This window comes from uncultured Tateyamaria sp. (assembly GCF_947497045.1).
Taxonomy (GTDB): Bacteria; Pseudomonadota; Alphaproteobacteria; order Rhodobacterales; family Rhodobacteraceae; genus Tateyamaria.
Genome location: NZ_CANMEU010000003.1, coordinates 431,088 through 447,379, shown reverse-complemented (window position 1 = coordinate 447,379; position 16,292 = coordinate 431,088). Strand labels below are relative to the sequence as shown.

The window sequence follows — 16,292 nt, the reverse complement described above, 5'->3', positions numbered from 1 at the left end:
CATGCTTTCCCCTTCCGACAAGGCCCTGGTGCCCTTCGTCTCTGTCGACAACATGATGCAACTGATCCACCACGTGGGCGTGTCTGATATGCTGCGGGGCCTCGCCGATTATATCGCGGACGACTTCAAAAGGTGGGAATTGTTTGACAAGACCCCGCGCGTGGCCAGCCACTCTGCCGAAGGGGTAATCGAGCTGATGCCGACCTCGGATGGCGAGACGTACGGGTTCAAGTACGTGAACGGGCACCCCAAGAACACGTCCGAGGGCCTTCAGACCGTCACCGCCTTTGGGCTGCTGGCAGATGTCGAGACCGGATACCCGGTGTTGCTGACCGAAATGACGATGCTGACGGCGCTGCGCACGGCGGCCACCTCGGCCCTCGTGGCCAGGACGCTGGCCCCCAGAGGGGCCACAACCATGGCGATGATCGGCAACGGAGCGCAATCCGAGTTCCAGAGCCTCGCAATGATGGCGATTGCGGGCATCACCCATGTGCGGCTCTATGACATTGATCCGGCTGCGACGGCGAAATGTGCGGCGAACCTTAATGGCACCGGTCTGCACGTGACCTCCTGCACCAGCGCCGAAGAAGCCATTGAGGGTGCACAGATCCTCACCACCTGCACCGCCGACAAGGCTTATGCCACGATCCTGACCGACAACATGGTCGGCGCGGGCGTGCACATCAACGCCATCGGCGGGGACTGCCCGGGCAAGACCGAAATCGCACCCGCCATTCTGGAACGCGGCGACATCTTTGTGGAGTACCCGCCCCAAACCCGCGTCGAGGGCGATATCCAGCAACTGGCCGAAGACCACCCGGTGACCGAAATCTGGGAAGTGCTAGCAGGTCGACGCACCGGGCGCACGTCGGACAAGCAGATCACCATTTTCGACAGCGTCGGTTTCGCCATCGAGGACTTCTCGGCCTTGCGCTTTGTGCGCGACCGGATCGCGGGGACAGCGTTCTTTCACCCGCTCGACCTGCTGGCCGACCCGGATGATCCGCGGGATTTGTTTGGAATGTTGGGCCGGGCAAAGCTCTGACGGCACTTTACGTTGAGGCATTCTGCGAGGCCAGCATTCAAGCCTTGACGGAGCGCGCCCAAAGATGGCTTTTTCGACCACGAACAGTTGGAAATTGGGGTCGCTTGACACTGTGACGGGGCCCGGATTTCCACATCAAAGAAAAAACCAGTCACAGGGGTACATCCGCAGCCATGCCAACGCTAGACGACAAAAACACCAAATCGGTGATCAAGGACATTCCCAAAAAGGGCTTCACCGCAAAGTTCTGGCAAGATCACCGCTCTGCCTTCTGCTCGGGCAGTGGCGTCGCCAAGATGATGAACAAGCTGAAAGCCTACAATATTCCACCATCGGGTGATCCATCATATGCCAGCATGATGGAGATGAAGGCCATCGTGGAAACGTATGGCAAACTCTACGAGGCGATGGGCAAGGCGGAGTCAAAGTGCACCAAGCTCCAGTCGCATACCAAGCAACTGTGCGCCGCCTACATGAAGGAAATCCGCAAGCTCGAACAGATCGCTCTCTCGCTGCTCAAGAACGCGGACAAGATGGACGCCAAAAAGGAGCAGGCGAAGAAGGAAGAGGCCAAGCAGTTTGAAAAGTTCAACAACGAACGCGACAAAACGCAGGCGCTGGTGCTGAAAGAACTGGAAAAGCTGGACACACAAGCGCGCAAAATGACCAAAGCCTGCGAGAACATTCAAAAGGATGTCAGCCTTGCCACCGTCGACCTCAAGAAACTGACGGCGGCGCTCGACGGGCAGTTGGATGGCTCCGGCAAAGTGGCTCCCGAACTTCTGTCACGGTTTGAAAAAGGTCTCGTCTCGCTTCAGAAAAAGTACAATGTGCCGATCCATGCGCAAAATCTGAAGAACAGTTTGCCGAAGATTTTCAAGGAACTGACAGGCGCGTTCCCGCAATACAGCAAGCTCGGCTACGCAAAGGAAGAGCGTATGTCGACAGCTAGCGCGCTCAAAGCAGCGCAAGAACAGTTGAGAAAAGCGGACCGTACGTTCAAGACCTACGCCGAATTCCATCAGGCGATGGCTGCGATGATGAACGGGGCGAAATAGCACCCGTTATCGCGCTGACCTTTCTGCAAACAAAAAAGGCGCATCATGGATGCGCCTTACTTTGTCGGTGACTGAACGAAGGGTGTGACTGATGGGTCTTGCCGAACCATCGTTGCCACTTATCGCGTTCACCTGCGTGACTGCGATCTAGTCGTCGCGATGCACTTTCTCGCGCCTCTCGTGACGCTCTTGCGCCTCGAGGCTCATGGTCGCGATGGGCCGGGCATCCAGACGCTTGAGCGAAATCGGCTCGCCGGTCACGTTGCAATATCCGAACTCGCCCTCATCGATGCGGCGCAGCGCGCCGTCGATCTTGGACACCAGCTTGCGCTGACGGTCCCGGGTGCGCAGTTCAAGCGCGCGATCCGTCTCTTCAGACGCGCGATCCGCGACGTCTGGAATGTTGCGCGTGCCGTCCTGCAACCCTTCGATGGTATCCTTGCTGCCAGCCAGCAACTCGGATTTCCAGTTCAACAGCTTGCGACGAAAATATTCGACTTGCCGCTCGTTCATAAACGGCTCGTCCTCGGCCGGACGGTAATCATCCGGTAAAAACACTTCCTGTTTCATTTGGTCCCCCTCAATTCGACTGATGCTTGCCATCAACGGTCCCCTAAGGTCTCGGATACACCGCCCCGACCGGTGTTCTGCCGCTGCATTTATCGGAGGGTTTGAGGATTGTCACTACACAATCCCATCTCAGGTTGGCTAAAAGCATATCCATGAACAAAGTTGTGCAACAGGGTGAACCCAAATGAAATTTCAAGGCACCGACGCCTATGTGGCCACCGATGACCTGACCATTGCGGTCAACGCGGCCGTCACTCTGGAACGCCCCCTGTTGGTCAAGGGTGAGCCGGGCACCGGCAAGACCGAACTAGCCAAGCAGGTGTCGCGCAGCCTTGGTTTGCGCCTGATCGAGTGGAACATCAAATCGACCACCCGCGCCCAACAGGGGCTGTATGAATACGACGCAGTGTCCCGGTTGCGTGACAGCCAGTTGGGCGAAGACCGCGTGCATGATGTGTCCAACTACATCAAGAAGGGCAAGCTGTGGGAGGCCTTCGAGGCGGGCGAAAAGGTCGTGCTGCTGATCGACGAGATCGACAAGGCCGATATCGAGTTTCCCAACGATCTGTTGCAGGAACTCGATAAGATGGAGTTCTTTGTCTACGAGACGGGCGCAACCATCAAAGCCCGCCACCGCCCCGTGGTCATTATCACCTCGAACAACGAAAAAGAGCTGCCCGACGCCTTCCTGCGCCGCTGCTTCTTTCACTACATCCGCTTTCCCGACATGGACACGATGAAACAGATCGTGGCCGTCCATCACCCCGGCATCAAAGAGGCGCTGCTGACCACCGCCCTCACCCGGTTTTTCGAGATCCGCGACCAGCAAGGGCTCAAGAAAAAGCCGTCGACCTCCGAAGTACTCGACTGGCTTAAACTGCTGTTGGCCGAGGACCTGAGCGCCGAGGACCTCAAAGCGGATGGCACAAGCGCATTGCCAAAGCTACACGGCGCATTGCTCAAGAACGAACAGGACGTGCACCTGTTTGAGCGGCTGGCCTTTATGGCCCGGGGCCAGCGCTGACGCTATATCTGCCCACCACCGGACCGGTTTGATCGAAAGGCGGGGCTTTTCGGTCACAGCACACCCATGCCCGCCATAGCTGTGGCGGGCTGTGGATAAAATGTCTTTATTTTGCCTGAAATGCTCCATACCCTGACCTTGATGAGAGGTGAAAACACCCGCATCCAAAATGCTAAAAGGCAGGCAGGCAGTATAAATGACCTTATCAGACGCACTTATTGTGCGCCCACTTTCGTTGGCGGACCGTCCGCAATGGAACGACCTGTGGGCGGCCTACCTCGCGTTTTACGAAACCTCGCATTCGCAAGAGGTGTTCGAGACATCCTTTGTCCGCCTGATTGGCGACAACCCGCATGACTTCAACGGGCTCGTGGCCGAGCTGGACGGCAGGCTGGTCGGGCTCGCCCATTTCCTGTTTCACCGCCACGGCTGGCGCGTCGAAAACGTCTGCTATCTGCAAGACCTCTATGCCATTCCCGAAGTGCGCGGTCTGGGGGTCGGACGCCGTCTGATCGAAGCGGTCTATGCCACGGCGGACGCCAACGCCGCGCCTTCGGTCTATTGGATGACGCAAGAGTCCAACACACAGGCCCGCCAGCTTTATGATCGCATCGGCCACCTGACACCCTTCATCAAATACGAACGCGCATCATGAACCGTATGCGCCGCTTTGTCCTGCCGATGGTGCTGTTGCTGAACGCCTGCGTTCCTGTCACGCCGGGGGATACCCCCACCCGCGCCTTGCCCCAGATCAGCGATCTGCCCCCGATGAAAACCTTCGGCGCGCCGCGCCCTGCGGTCCCGATCCGGTCCAACAATGATCTGGCACTGGATTTCATCGAGTTGAGCTTTCAACTTGAATCGGGGCGTGAGTTGCCTGTGTTCACCCGATTTGAAGGGCCGATTTCGGTCCAGGTCACGGGCGCACCACCTGCATCCCTCGGGCCTGACCTGCGCCGCCTGATGCACCGTTTGCGCACCGAGGCGGGCATTGACATTGATGCCGCCACTCCCGGCAGCACCCCCAACATCACCATCGAGGCGGTCAGCCGTGCCCAGATCCGGCGCGCCCTGCCCCATGCCGCCTGTTTCGTGGTGCCCAACATCACGACCATTTCCGAATACAAGCCCAACCGCCGCAGTGCCCGCACCAGCTGGACCAACCTGCGCACCCGCAAGCAACTGGCGATCTTCTTGCCCAATGACGCAAGCCCCCAAGAGGTGCGCGACTGCCTGCACGAGGAACTGGCCCAAGCCATCGGCCCGCTCAACGACCTTTATCGCCTGCCGGACTCCGTGTTCAACGACGACAATGTGCACACTGTCCTGACTGGCTTTGATATGATGATGCTGCGGGCCTATTATGCGCCCGAACTGCGCTCCGGCATGACACGGGGCGAGGTGGCACAGCGCCTTCCAGCCATCTTTGGGCGCATCAATCCGCGCGGCGACCAACTGCCCGCAAAATACGCGACCCGCACCCCCCGCGCCTGGAGCCAGGCCGTGCAAACAGCACTCGGCCCCGGTGCCACCCAACCTGCCCGCCGCGCCGCCGCCGACCGTGCGCTCAAGATCGCGCAGGCCATGGGCTGGAAAGATCACCGCCGCGCCTTTGCGCATTACGCCAACGGTCGCTTGTTGTTGTCCACGGATCCCAAGGCCGCCCAGACCCATTTCCGTGCTGCCGACCAGTATTACGCAGCTACCCAGGGGGCCGATTTGCACCGCGCCTATGTCGCCACCCAACTGGCCGCCTATGCGATCACGCGCGGCGACGGCGACGCAGCAATCGTACTTCTGAGCCCGCATATTGACGAGGCCGCGCTGAATGAGAACGCCGCGCTCCTGTCGACCCTGCTTTTATTGCGTGCCGAAGCGCTTGATCTGCAAGGCCGCTCGGCCGAGGCACGCACGGTCAGGCTGGACAGCCTTGGGTGGGCACGATACGGATTTGGCCCAGACTGGGCGGTCCGGGCCAAACTGCGCGAAATCTCGTCGCTGAACCCGTTGAATGGATAAACTTGCCGCCCCAAGCAGTTGAGAGGCAAGGATAAATGATCGTATTGGCCGCCGCGATCCTCGGGGCGATTATCGGTGGAATGACGGCGCGCAAGCGCGGTGGCAACCGGCTCGACATTGCGCAATATGCAACGGGCTACGCGCTGGCCTTTGTGGTCGTCGGGTTAATTATCACTGTGTCAATCGACCGCATCCTGAGCACCTGAGATGTTCCTGCCCTTCTTCGAGAGTTTGCGCAAAACCGGGGTCCCGGTGTCCTTGCGCGAATTTCTCGCCTTTCTTGAGGGCATGAAGGCGGGGCTGGTGACTTACGATGCCGAGGCGTTCTATTACCTCGCCCGCACCGCCATGGTCAAAGACGAGCGTAACATCGACAAGTTCGACCGCGCCTTTGCCGCCACCTTTGCCGGGCTTGAGCAGATCAGCATCGATCAGGTGCTCGAGGCGGTAGACATCCCGCAGGACTGGCTTGAGAAGCTGGCTGAAAAGCACCTGAGCGCAGAGGAACGCGCCGAAATCGAAGCATTAGGTGGCTTCGACAAGCTCATGGAAACGCTGAAGAAACGGCTTGAAGAGCAAAAGGGCCGCCATCAGGGGGGCAACAAGTGGGTTGGCACCGCGGGTACCTCGCCCTTTGGCGCATATGGCTACAATCCGGAAGGGGTGCGCATCGGGCAGGACAAATCCCGCCACCAGCGCGCCACCAAAGTCTGGGACAAGCGTGAATTCAAGAATCTGGACGACACAGTTGAACTGGGCACCCGCAACATAAAGGTCGCGCTGAAACGCCTGCGTCGGTGGGCGCGTGATGGGGCCGCCGAAGAGCTGGACCTGAACGGCACCATCCGCGCCACCGCCGAACACGGTTACCTCGACGTCCAGACCCGGCCCGAGCGGCGCAATGCGGTCAAGGTGCTGTTGTTCCTTGATATTGGCGGGTCGATGGACCCGCACGTCAAGATCGTCGAAGAGCTGTTTTCCGCCGCCAAGTCCGAATTCAAGCACCTCGAGCACTTCTATTTCCACAACTGCCTTTATGAGGGCGTGTGGCGCGACAACCGACGGCGGTGGGATGCACAGATCCCCACCCACGAAGTTCTGCGCACCTATGGTCCTGATTATAAATGCATTTTCGTGGGTGATGCGAGTATGTCCCCTTACGAGATCACCTATCCGGGCGGCGCAAACGAGCATTGGAATGCCGAGGCCGGACAGGTCTGGCTGGCCCGTGCGCGCGATCAATGGGCCTCACATCTATGGATCAACCCGGTGCCCGAGAAATACTGGGGCTACACCCATTCCATCGGCATGATCCAGGAGATTTTCGGCCCCGACACCATGGTCCCCATGACGCTTGAGGGGTTGAGCCGGGGCATGAAGGCGCTGACCCGCTAAGGCTGTTCAGTTCCAGAATGCGTCTCTAATCTGCGGTACATGTCCACAGCACCTGTCTTTTCAATCGACCCATCGAATTTTCACGCCGACCCCTACCCGACGCTTGCGGCGATGCGCGACACCACGCCGGTCTGTTTCGTGCCCGAACTTGGGGCGACCCTGTTCACCCGGCGCGATGATGTGTTCCGCGAAGAGAAACGCATTGACCTGTTTTCCAGCCACCAACCCGATGGCCTCCTGACCCGCGTGATGGGTCCCAACATGATGCGCAAGGATGGCGAGGCGCATATGTTTGAGCGCCGCGCGCTGTTCCCCGCGCTCAGCCCACGCACGGTGCGCGATGTGCTGGCCCCGAAATTCCACGCCATCGTGCAGGGCCATATCGACCAGCTGAAACCGCGAGGGCGCTGCGATCTGGTGCGCGATTTCGCGATGCCCGTTTCGGCAGATGCGCTGCGGGTGATGACGGGCCTCACGAACATGGCCGCGGCAGAAATGGACGCCACAAGCCAAGCCATGCTGGACGCCGCCGCCAACTACCAGCGCGACGCGGATGTAGACGCGAAAGGCCATGCGCACGCCGCCAAAGTGCTCAACCTGATCAAAGAACGCCTGCCCGCCCTGCGCGCCGCGCCTGACCTGTCAATCATCTCGGTTCTTGATCAGGCCGGGCTGGATGTGGACGCCATTGCGGGCAACATCCGCGTCATCATCGGCGGCGGCCAGAACGAGCCGCGCGATGCAATTGCCGGGGCCGCATGGGCCGTGTTGCACCACCCCGACCAGCATGCACTGATCGCGGACAATACCGCCACATGGGAGGACGTGTTTGCCGAATATGTCCGCCTTGTCGCCCCCATCGGCATGTCACCACGCCGTGTTGCTTATGATGGGCAGGCTTGCGGGGTGGATTTCGAAACAGACGAGCTGATCTTTTTCATGTTCGGCTCGGCCTGTCGGGACGCGGCACACTTCATCGACCCCGACCGCTTTGACATCACACGCGATACCGGCCCGGCGATCCCCTTCGGCGCTGGCCCGCACTTCTGCGCAGGGGCTGCCGCCTCGCGCACCCTGATCGCAGGTCACGCCCTGCCGATGCTGTTTGACCAACTGCCGGGACTGACTTTGGCCGATGATGTCCGCTTTGCCGGGTGGGCCTTTCGTGGTCCTGTGCGGGTCCCCGTTACTTGGGAAGCATAATACCGCTTGCCGCGCCCCCTGCCCGGCCCCATATCTGATCCATGATCAAGGTGCTTCCCATTCTCCTCGCACTGGCCTACGGCCTCGCGATGTATCGATTTTCGGTCTGGCGCACGAGCCGGGAGCTGGACGAGAAATCAACGGAACTTGCCGATCCGATGCTGCGCCAGATGTGTGACCAACTTGCGGGCGCACTGGAGATTGAGCGGATCAAGGTCTACATCTACGAAATCAAGCCCGTGAACGGGCTGGCCGCACCCGATGGGCGCATTTTCATCACCCGCGGGTTTTACAACAAGTTCCGCATCGGTGCCGTGTCCGCCGCAGAGATAGCCAGCGTGATCGCGCATGAGTTGGGGCACGTCGCATTGGGCCACAGCCGCCGCCGTATAATCGACTTTTCCGGGCAAAATGCGCTGCGCACAGCCCTTACGATGATCCTGTCACGTTTCATTCCGGGCCTCGGGGTGTGGATTGCAAACGGCCTGACCACGCTGCTCGCCGCCCGCCTGTCGCGCGGGGATGAATACGAGGCCGACGCCTATGCCGCCGCCCTGCTGACCAAGGCGGGGATTGGTATTGCTCCCCAGATCTCCCTGTTTGAAAAGCTGGAGGCGCTGACCCAATCCAATTCCGGCGCTGCGCCCGCATGGCTGATGAGCCACCCGAGGACAGAACAGCGGATCAAGGCATTGCGGGACCTTGAAGCCAAATGGCAAATCCCGTCCTAACCGAGCCGTTCGATAGCCTTGCCAAAACGGGGCAGACGGGCCTTTTTCATAAGCGCGCGCAGGGTCCAATCCTCGCCTGACAGGCGGCGGGCCTCGGCCAGCACCGCATGTGCCACGGGCGCAACGCGATCGGGGTTCGCCTCGGCGCAGCCTTGCAGGTAGCTGTCGGGATCAACACGCACCAGCCCCTCTTCGGTCAGGATATTGCGCGGGAAATCCTTGGCATTGACCGTCATAATCGCATCGGAGGATCCGGTAATGGCAGAGGCCAACACGTGCACGTCATTGGGATCGGGCAGCCACAGCCGGTTTTCCAACTCGAGCGGGTGACGCACCTCTGCCCCTGGCCACGCGGCATTCAGGATGGCGATTTCACTGCGCGCCTGCGCCTCGCCCTCGGGGCCAAGTTTCGCCGCAGCACGTGCCCATTCCTCAAGAATGCGGGACGACCATTGCGGCGTAAAAAGGCCCGTGCGCGCCACGCCCAACACCACCTCGCGCATGACGGTGGGATAAAGCACATTGGCGTCGATCAGGATTTTCATAGGCGGAAGAACAGCGCCTTGAGGTATCCGGTTTCGGCCAGTTGCGGCAGCAGCGGATGGTCCGGGCCAGCCGCACCGCTGTGGATCAGGGCCGCACTGCGCCCCGAACGGCCAATGCCGCGCACACATGCACTTTGGAATTTCGCAAGGTCTGCCGCGTGCGAACAACTGCACAGCACCAGAATGCCGCCCTCGGATACCAGGGGCGTGGCAAGCCGTGCCACACGCTCATAAGCGCGCAGGCCCGCATCGAGCGCGGGTTTGGCAGGTGCAAAGGCCGGAGGATCGCACACCACGATATCGAATTTTTGCTCCTCTTCGCCAAGGGCTGTCAGTATATCGAACGCATCGCCTTTGCGCGTCCCGAACCGGTCGCTTGCCTCCATCGCCCCGGCCCCATGCGCCGCCAACTCCAGCGCGGGCGCTGACCCATCCACGCACAGCGCAGACGCGGCCCCACCAGCCAGAGCCGCCAACCCAAAGCCGCCCACATGCGAAAACACATCGAGCACGCGGGCATCCTTGGACATCTGCTTGGTCAGCGCGTGGTTGGGCCGCTGGTCAAAGAACAGGCCGGTCTTCTGCCCGCTCGCGATATCAGCCATATAGGTGGCCCCGTTCATCGGCACCGGGATCGGAGCGGTTGGCATCTCGCCCGCCAGCACGACGGTCACGTCATCCAGCCCTTCAAGGCTGCGCGCGCGCCCGCCAGCGTTCTTGATCAGTGTCGTCGCCCCCGTCACCTCTTGCGCGGCCTGCGCCAGCATCTCGATCCGGGTATCGGCCCAGGCAGCATTGGGCTGGATCACCAACAGATCGCCAAAGCGGTCGATCACAACACCGGGCAGCCCATCCGCCTCGGCATGGATCAAACGGTAAAACGGGGCATCATAAAGACGGTCGCGCAAGGACAGCGCGCGGCGCAGGCGGGCCGCAAACCACGCCACATCCACAGTCGCGGTCACATCCATATCAACAACGCGCGCGATGATCTTCGAGGCGGGATTGACGGCCACCAGCGCCATGGGGCTGCGGTTTTCGTCCTCAAGCACCGCCAACGTGCCGGGCGCAAGCGCCTTGGTACGCCGGTCGGTCACCACCTCATTGGCGTAAGCCCAGGGGAAGCCATGGCGGATGCGGCGCGGGTCCATCTTTGGACGCAGGCGAATTACGGGGCGGGTGTCAGAAACAAGTGAGGGCGCTGTCATAGCGCCCTCCTCTAGTGTGTTGTGATGATCTGCGAAAGGTCAGATTTGGTTCAGGGATTGAATGAAACCCAGTTGCGGGTTCTGAAACCCCTCGGCCTGGGTCAGTTCCTGACGGATCACTTCGGCCAGATGGTCGGTGATGCGCACCTTTTGGGTCTGACCGCGGGCCTCGGCCTGGATGGCCTGATCACCACCGAACCCTTCGAGATCGGCACGCACCATGCGTGGCTCGGCCAGAAGCGTGCCGGTTTCGGCGTCGCGCAATGTCAACTTGAAGTTAATGTTGTGCACGCCGCCAAAGCTGTAGCGCGCCTTTTCGGTCAGGGCATGAAAGCGGAGCACTTCAATATCGAGCGCAACACCCCGCGCGCCATCAAGGGCTGCGGTGCCGCGCGTCATCGCCTCATAAAAGATCGCACCGACCTGTGCGTGACGGTCCCCGATGGGGTCATCGCGCCAGACGATATCGCTTTTGGGCAGGTACCGGTTCGCCTCAGAAACGGTGAGGCTGCGGGGCACGCGCACTGTCACGTCCTCAACCCGGACCGCGCCAAGCGGCAGGACCTGTTGCACCTGAGGTGTCGCGCCCAGTCGAGGCGCGTCAAAGGGCGCGTTGCGTGTTGCCACGTTGGTGTTTCCGCAAGCCGAAACAAGGCCACCCAGTGCAAGAAGCAGAACCAGTTTAATACGTGTCATGTCGTGTCTCCGATCCGCACGAGGGACTCCCCGCGCATCTGTTAACTCGCCGTTAACTTCCACGGGAATTCAGGCGGAATTGAGACAATATTGTTTCAAATGCAGGATTGTTTTGGGGCGTTTTGCGCTCAATTGGGCCTGTTGCGCCCCCGCCAGCCACCCCGCCTGCGCGGGTTGGCTGGCCCCGTTTGCCCCTCGCGCAGCACATCGGTCATGGGATGATCCGGGTGGTCGGTGCTGTAGGTTTCCAGCAATCGCGTAATGGCCTCATTGGGGGCCTGCCCCCCCGGCAGGCTCAACGCCCAGTCCAGAAAAATGGTGCGGCACTCGGGCTTGGTGATCCCGTCAATCCGGTAGGATTCAAAGATCAGGCCCTTGGGATCGTCTATGCTACCTTTGTGGATCATGGCTCTGCCTTTGTCTCGGGGTCCCCCACCGCATGTGCGATGATGGCGGCGGATTGGGCATGGGCCCGGGTCAATGCAGCCTCGGCCGCATGTTGGGTTGTGGCCCCGGTGGCACGCATCAACACGCCCAAGCCCCCGGTGCCCACATCTTCGATGCGCACCGGCCCGGTGCTGAGCAGCCGCGCGGCCATCTGAACCTGCCACAACATCGCATAGGTCGTGGCCAGAGATTGCGCGTCTGCGTCACTCAGCAGGCCCGCAGCGACGCAGGCCCGCAATCCGCCCTGCACATCCGTACATGTGTCTGCACTCAGCACTGTGCCCGCCTGCGCCAGCAGTTCGATGTCCAGCATCCGGCCCGGCCCGGTCTTGGCGTCCCACACCCCTTGGGCCGATTTGGCCTGTGCAATGCGCGTGCGCATGTCGCGCAGGTCCGCCATCACAGAAGCCCCGGTGCGGGGCTGGGACAGAATAGTCTGGCGGAAGGCGTCTATATCTGCGGCCAGATCGTCCGGCCCCGCAATCGCCCTTGCGCGCACAAGGGCCAGATGTTCCCACAACCACGCCTCGTTCATCTGATAGTTCTGGAAGGCGGCCCAACTGGTCGCCACCGGCCCCTGATTGCCCGAGGGGCGCAGCCGCATGTCCGCCTCGTAAAGCCGCCCTTGTGCGGTCTGCGCCGTGATCGCGGTGATCATGGCCTGGGTCAGACGTGCGTAATAGGTACGCGCAGGCAGCGGGCGTGGCCCGTCCGAGGCTTCGATCCCATCTGCGTCATAGATAATGATGATGTCCAGATCCGAATGGGTCGTCAGTAACCCCGCCCCCAGACTGCCCATTCCCACAATCACCGCACCGCGTCCCGGCGGCGGGCCATAGCGGCGTGCGAACTGCGCCTGCACCTCGGGCCAAAGCGCGATGAGGGCCGCGCGGGCGAGGTCCGCATATTGCACACCGGCCTCTTCGGCGGTGGTCAACTCGCGCAGGTGATGCACCCCGATGCGAAAGTGCCACTCCTTCGCCCAAGCCCGGATCGCGTCCAGCTTGGCCTCGTAATCCGTTTCGGCCTCCATCCGCGCCGCTGCCTCAAGGTGCAGCGCAAACTGGCCCGGCCATGGCGCAAAGAACGTCCCCCCTATCACCGCATCCAGCACGCCCGCATTGCGTGACAGGTATTGGGCCAGCGCGCGCGAGGTGCCGACAATATCAACCAGTAGATCGACCAGTTGCGGGTTCGCCTCGAACAGCGCAAACAACTGCACCCCCGCAGGCAGCCCCGCCAGAAAGCGATCAAAAGCCGCAAATGCCTCCTCCGGCTTGGCGGCCTGAGACAACCGTTCGACAAGCACGGGTTCGATCCGGTCAAACAGGGCCGCCCCACGCGTGCTGCGCAGCGCCGGGTAGTTGCGCCAGCGGGCCTGCATGGCCGGATCCATCGCCGGCACTGGCGCTGTAGGCTGATCGCCGGGGGCAAAGAAGCCTTCGGTCTCCTGATGCACGGCGGCAAGGCGTGTGTGCAATTCCACCTCAAGATCGGCGCGCTCCATCGCCATCATATCGGCCAGCCGGTCAAACCCCTCGTCCGAGCCGGGCAGATTGTGGGTCTGTGCATCGCGCACCATCTGCACGCGATGTTCCACCGTACGCTCAAAGCGGTAGTGATCGCTGAGTTCGGTGGCGATATGGGGCGGCACCCAGCCCTTTTCGGCCAGTCGCGCCAAGCCCTCGACCGTGCCACGCACCCGCAAGTCCCTGTCCCGCCCTCCGGCAATTAACTGCCGGGTCTGGGTGAAAAACTCGATCTCGCGAATGCCGCCGCGCCCCAGTTTCATGTTGTGATCAGGCAAGGTGATCGGCCCGCCCGTCCCTTTGTGTTCGCGGATGGCAAGGCGCATGTCATGCGCATCCTGCACGGCCGTGAAATCCAGATGACGCCGCCAGATGAACGGGCGCAATTCCTTCAAAAACCGCTCTCCGGCGGCGATATCCCCCGCGCAGGGCCGCGCCTTGATGTAAGCGGCACGCTCCCATGTGCGCCCCAACCCTTCGTAATATCGCTCCGCCATGGCAGTCGACAGAACCACTGGTGTCACGGAAGGGTCCGGGCGCAGGCGCAGATCGGTGCGAAACACATACCCTTCGCCCGTCAGATCGCTCAGGCAGGCGCACATGTCCTGTACGGCCTTCACGCAGGCCTTGCGCACCGTGGCATAGGCGTCGGGCGCGTGGCGCGTTTCATCAAAGAGGCAGACAAGGTCGATATCCGAAGAGTAGTTCAACTCGCCCGCACCCATCTTGCCCATGGCCAGGACGAACAGACCGGCATCCGGATCAGCCAGCCTGCCCCGCTGCACCTGTCGGGCAAGGGCCGCCTTGAGGGCCCTGTCACAGGCCATATCGGCCAGAGTGGTCAGCGCACCCGTGACCTGCTCGAGCGACCACGCGCCCCCCAGATCCGCCAGCGCAGCGAGCAGACCGACCCGACGCTTGGCCTGGCGCAACGCAGGCTTGAGCGCGTCCAGATCACCCTCTGGCGGTTCAAGGGCCGCGTGCAAGGCCGCCTCTACATCATCAAGCGCACCCGGCAGCCACGCCGCCTCACGCGCGATCAGACCGGCAAGGTAGGGGCTGCACCCCGCCGCCCCCCGGATCAGGTCGCGCACCGATCCCGTCATATCCGGCAGGCTCTCCACAGCCTCCGCCCCCCGTTCGGGGTTATGGGGGCGCGGCAAGCGGGTGATGGCATCGGTCAATCGCATCTGCTCACCATCAAAGCGTGCCCACGCGCCGTCAATGGGTCTTGTGGCCCACCGCGTTTCCCGCCACCTTCCCCGCATGAGCAAAAGTCTGAAACGGGTGCGCGCGGCATTGGACGCAGCAGGCATCGACACCACGGTTCTGGAAACCCCGCTTGCACGCACGGCGGCAGATGCGGCCGCGGCCATCGGCTGCGAGATCGACCAGATCGCCAAGTCCATCATCTTTCGCGGTGAAACCAGCGGCACGGCGCTGTTGTTCGTCACCGCCGGGGGTAACAAAGTCGACGCGGACAAAGCGACCGCTTTGGCGGGCGAGCCCTTGGGAAAAGCGGACGCGGCCCTGATCCGGGCCCAAACCGGATTTGCGATCGGAGGCGTATCACCCGTCGGGCATCTGTCGCCGATCCGCGCGTTTTTTGACCCCAAACTGGCGGAATTTGAGGTGATTTGGGCGGCGGCAGGCACCCCGCATCACGTTTTCAGCGCAAAACCCGCCGATTTGATCGCAATTTCGGGCAGCCAACCCGCTGATTTCACAGCTTAAACAAGTTTCATGTGAAAAAGATTTACATTAGCCCTTGCAAGATCGACCCAACATCCCAATTTTGAGTATGTGAAGCACATTCACATTAACCGACATAACAGCCATAGGGGCGAAAGAGGCCCCGCTCACGCGAAAGGTCCGAAAATGACGTCCATGTCTACAAACCCTCCCGCCCAAACACACTCGGGCAGCTGGTTCAGCAAAACCGAAGCCTGGCTTGACCACAAAGGCAAAGGGGCCTGGATCGCGGCCATGGTTCTGGGGTTCATTTTCTTCTGGCCCGTTGGCCTCGCCCTGCTGTTTTACATGATCTGGAGCAAACGCATGTTTTCGAAATCCTGCAGCACCCGGCGCATGGGCAACGCGATGAGCACCATGCGCTCGACCGGCAACTCGGCCTTTGATGCCTATAAGGCAGACACCTTGCGCCGACTCGAGGAAGAGCAGCATAACTTCGAATCCTTTCTCGAACGGTTGCGCGACGCCAAGGACAAATCAGAGTTCGATCAGTTCATGGACGAGCGTGCCAAAGCGGCCAGCGCCGAGGATTGATAGATAACCGCGCGGCCCCGCCGGGGTCGCGCATCCCCGCACGGAGACCCGAACATGCACCTCGCCGACCCCGTCACACAGCCCCAGTTCTACCGCGACGTCGCTGGCAAGCGGCTTTTGGCGTGGGTGGTGGACACGGTGGTGATTGTGATCCTGTCGCTGATTATCGTACCCTTTACCGCCTTCATCGGGCTGTTCTTTTTCTTCGGCCTCGCGGCAATTGTCAGTTTCATCTACCGGGTGATCACGCTGACCACCGGATCCGCCACATGGGGCATGCGGCTGATGGCCATCGAAATCCGCGACGCCGCAGGCGCACGGCTCAATCTAGGTCAGGCCTTTGTGCACACGTTTGGGTACACGCTCAGCTGGGCCGTGGCACCCTTGCAGCTGATCTCGGTCGTGCTGATGGCCACATCAAACCGCGGTCAGGGACTGAGTGATGTGGTGCTGGGCACAGCCGCGATGAACCGCCGTGCCCGCACGTAAGGCGCGGTTTACACACTTGCCTCGCCGCGTGGCGCTGGTATCAT

General features: G+C 61.3%; 18 protein-coding genes. 12 read left to right on the top strand and 6 right to left on the bottom strand.

Going from position 1 to position 16,292, the window contains the following annotated elements:
* Window position 1 precedes the first annotated feature (1 nt).
* Both Q0859_RS08995 and Q0859_RS08990 read left to right on the top strand, forming a co-directional pair.
* Window positions 2-1,048: an ornithine cyclodeaminase gene (locus tag Q0859_RS08995; protein WP_299149963.1), complete on the top strand. Its 1,047-nt coding sequence runs from the start codon at window positions 2-4 to the stop codon at window positions 1,046-1,048.
* A 206-nt stretch (window positions 1,049-1,254) separates the two neighbouring features.
* Window positions 1,255-2,106, top strand: coding sequence for a hypothetical protein (locus Q0859_RS08990; RefSeq protein WP_299149961.1), 852 nt, complete (start codon window positions 1,255-1,257; stop codon window positions 2,104-2,106).
* Between the two features lie 147 nt (window positions 2,107-2,253).
* On the opposite strand, the gene dksA is transcribed toward Q0859_RS08990, so the two are convergent.
* Window positions 2,254-2,676 carry an RNA polymerase-binding protein DksA gene (dksA, locus tag Q0859_RS08985; protein WP_299149960.1) on the bottom strand — a complete coding sequence of 141 codons (423 nt, stop codon included), beginning with the start codon at window positions 2,674-2,676 and terminating at the stop codon, window positions 2,254-2,256.
* Between the two features lie 184 nt (window positions 2,677-2,860).
* Here dksA and Q0859_RS08980 point away from each other — a divergent pair, with 184 nt between their 5' ends.
* From Q0859_RS08980 to Q0859_RS08950, 7 genes are all read left to right on the top strand, one after another.
* Entirely contained in the window at window positions 2,861-3,700 is an 840-nt protein-coding gene (locus Q0859_RS08980; protein WP_299149958.1) for a MoxR family ATPase, read from the top strand.
* Between the two features lie 196 nt (window positions 3,701-3,896).
* Window positions 3,897-4,355 (top strand): GNAT family N-acetyltransferase, encoded by a 459-nt coding sequence (locus Q0859_RS08975; RefSeq protein WP_299149955.1) that lies wholly within the window; start codon window positions 3,897-3,899, stop codon window positions 4,353-4,355.
* A gap of 5 nt (window positions 4,356-4,360) precedes the next feature.
* Window positions 4,361-5,719, top strand: coding sequence for a DUF2927 domain-containing protein (locus Q0859_RS08970; RefSeq protein WP_299150210.1), 1,359 nt, complete (start codon window positions 4,361-4,363; stop codon window positions 5,717-5,719).
* 35 nt (window positions 5,720-5,754) lie between these two features.
* On the top strand, window positions 5,755-5,925 hold the full coding sequence (locus tag Q0859_RS08965; protein WP_299149953.1) for an apolipoprotein acyltransferase: 171 nt from the start codon (window positions 5,755-5,757) through the stop codon (window positions 5,923-5,925).
* A 1-nt stretch (window position 5,926) separates the two neighbouring features.
* Complete coding sequence (locus Q0859_RS08960; RefSeq protein WP_299149951.1) at window positions 5,927-7,114, top strand: VWA domain-containing protein; 1,188 nt, start codon at window positions 5,927-5,929, stop codon at window positions 7,112-7,114.
* Between the two features lie 39 nt (window positions 7,115-7,153).
* On the top strand, window positions 7,154-8,317 hold the full coding sequence (locus tag Q0859_RS08955; protein ID WP_299149949.1) for a cytochrome P450: 1,164 nt from the start codon (window positions 7,154-7,156) through the stop codon (window positions 8,315-8,317).
* Window positions 8,318-8,358: 41 nt separating this feature from the next.
* A complete protein-coding gene (locus Q0859_RS08950) occupies window positions 8,359-9,048 on the top strand; it encodes a M48 family metalloprotease (protein WP_299149947.1) in 690 nt (229 codons plus the stop codon).
* On the opposite strand, the gene Q0859_RS08945 is transcribed toward Q0859_RS08950, so the two are convergent.
* The 5 genes from Q0859_RS08945 to Q0859_RS08925 all read right to left on the bottom strand — a co-directional run bounded on the left by Q0859_RS08945 (window position 9,045) and on the right by Q0859_RS08925 (window position 14,663).
* The gene (locus tag Q0859_RS08945) at window positions 9,045-9,593 is read right to left on the bottom strand and encodes an RSP_2648 family PIN domain-containing protein (protein WP_299149945.1); all 549 of its coding nucleotides are present in this window, start codon (window positions 9,591-9,593) and stop codon (window positions 9,045-9,047) included. The two genes, Q0859_RS08950 and Q0859_RS08945, sit on opposite strands and share 4 nt — an antisense overlap.
* Window positions 9,590-10,801, bottom strand: a complete 1,212-nt coding sequence (locus tag Q0859_RS08940; RefSeq protein WP_299149943.1) for an RSP_2647 family RNA methyltransferase — start codon at window positions 10,799-10,801, stop codon at window positions 9,590-9,592. Before Q0859_RS08940 ends, Q0859_RS08945 begins: the two co-directional genes overlap by 4 nt.
* A 39-nt stretch (window positions 10,802-10,840) precedes the next feature.
* Window positions 10,841-11,497, bottom strand: a complete 657-nt coding sequence (locus tag Q0859_RS08935) for a DUF6778 family protein (protein ID WP_299149941.1) — start codon at window positions 11,495-11,497, stop codon at window positions 10,841-10,843.
* 128 nt (window positions 11,498-11,625) lie between these two features.
* Complete coding sequence (locus tag Q0859_RS08930; RefSeq protein ID WP_299149940.1) at window positions 11,626-11,904, bottom strand: hypothetical protein; 279 nt, start codon at window positions 11,902-11,904, stop codon at window positions 11,626-11,628.
* Window positions 11,901-14,663: a glutamine-synthetase adenylyltransferase gene (locus Q0859_RS08925; protein ID WP_299149938.1), complete on the bottom strand. Its 2,763-nt coding sequence runs from the start codon at window positions 14,661-14,663 to the stop codon at window positions 11,901-11,903. Before Q0859_RS08925 ends, Q0859_RS08930 begins: the two co-directional genes overlap by 4 nt.
* Window positions 14,664-14,739: 76 nt before the next feature.
* Between Q0859_RS08925 and Q0859_RS08920 the strand changes: the two genes are divergently transcribed.
* The 3 genes from Q0859_RS08920 (at window position 14,740) to Q0859_RS08910 (ending at window position 16,248) form a co-directional block, all read left to right on the top strand.
* Complete coding sequence (locus Q0859_RS08920; RefSeq protein ID WP_299149937.1) at window positions 14,740-15,207, top strand: YbaK/EbsC family protein; 468 nt, start codon at window positions 14,740-14,742, stop codon at window positions 15,205-15,207.
* 144 nt (window positions 15,208-15,351) lie between these two features.
* On the top strand, window positions 15,352-15,759 hold the full coding sequence (locus Q0859_RS08915; RefSeq protein WP_299149934.1) for a DUF2852 domain-containing protein: 408 nt from the start codon (window positions 15,352-15,354) through the stop codon (window positions 15,757-15,759).
* A gap of 54 nt (window positions 15,760-15,813) precedes the next feature.
* Window positions 15,814-16,248 carry an RDD family protein gene (locus Q0859_RS08910; RefSeq protein ID WP_299149931.1) on the top strand — a complete coding sequence of 145 codons (435 nt, stop codon included), beginning with the start codon at window positions 15,814-15,816 and terminating at the stop codon, window positions 16,246-16,248.
* Window positions 16,249-16,292: the final 44 nt, after the last annotated feature.